General features: G+C 54.2%; 1 pseudogene. It reads right to left on the bottom strand.

Going from position 1 to position 1259, the window contains the following annotated elements:
- Positions 1 to 1259, bottom strand: a pseudogene (locus FHQ30_RS13345) (hypothetical protein); the annotation flags it as partial.

Here is a 1259-nt window from a genome sequence, read left to right as displayed (position 1 = left end):
TCGCTGTTGATAAAGCTCACCGCACTTGAGGACGGCACATCGCCTTTCATAGCCGACGCCGAGGACAGGAAACTATCCGCTGCCGCATCTTGGCTGTCTATCATCTTCGACCAGGCATAATCCACCCGTTGTGCCGCTCGCTCAAGCAAACGCTGCTCCGCTTCTGCCACGCTAATACCTTGTTCTTTGGCAAAGGTCTCCGCATTATTCCGAATCCAATCCAACTCACTCGGATGCAACTGGCGGTTATACCAGTCGGTATTGCCGCCTGCACTCACCGCAGCCGTGCCGCCGCCGGTTGCTGCCCCTATCGCCATACCCGCACCGATATCCAATACCGCTTTGCCCACATCGCCCAATTTTTGACCCAGTGCATTCAAGTGCGGGGCGGCAGCCGAGGTTGTGCCGCTTGCCACGGCACCACTGACATTGCCGGTTAACATCCCGCCTGCTAGCGCATGAAGTGCGGTGCGCCCTGCTCCGCCCTCTTTCCATAAGGTGTAGTTCGCTTGGTTCTGTTCCAGATAGGCGTCTGCTTGTGCAATCTTATCTTTCAACACAGCACGTTTGCTCGGGTCAGTTTCGTGTTTGAGCACTTGCTCCGCTTGCGCTTTAACCCCTTCCGTCAGCTCATAGGCTTTCACATCACCCAGTTTTTCGGCAGTATAAGCCACGCCCTGTGCTGCGGTTTTTCCAAAACCTTCCGTCGTCACCCGTTGAATATCTAACTCTTTTTGCAAGGCGTCTTTATCAAATTGATTGCTCACCCTGCCTGAGCGTGCTACCGCACTTTCCGTGGTGATATCCGTTTGCACACCGCTCAATACCGTTTCTGCACTTTTTCCCGTGCGGGCTTGCTGTGCAACACTGTCGGTTATCTCTATATTGCGGGTGTTGATACCACTGCGGGTGACATCACTGGCACGGCTGCTGTCTGAGCCAAAACCGATGCTCATACTGACTTCGGTTTTGCCTTTGCCGCTATTCGGGTCGCCCTCTTGCTGAGCATAATTTTGCCCCTGCGACGCTAACTTCACTCCGCCTATTTCTTTCGCACTCTCGCCGCCGCCGACACTGAAACCGCCACTCACTCCTAGCGTACTTCCGCTGTAATTGGCATAATTTTCAATATCTCGATAATCCATTGTGCCGGTGCGGAAACGGTTTTTCCCCTCTGATTCCGCTTGTGCCGTTGAAGTGATTAAGCCGCCGCCCAACTCAGTATGCCCTTTCACCGTCACTTGGTAGCCGCCATCCCC

The sequence above is a fragment of the Testudinibacter sp. 'clade 2' genome, from assembly GCF_006227735.1.
GTDB lineage: Bacteria > Pseudomonadota > Gammaproteobacteria > Enterobacterales > Pasteurellaceae > Chelonobacter.
The sequence above is the reverse complement of the archived record's forward strand: the minus strand, read 5'-3'. Positions and strand labels throughout refer to the sequence as shown.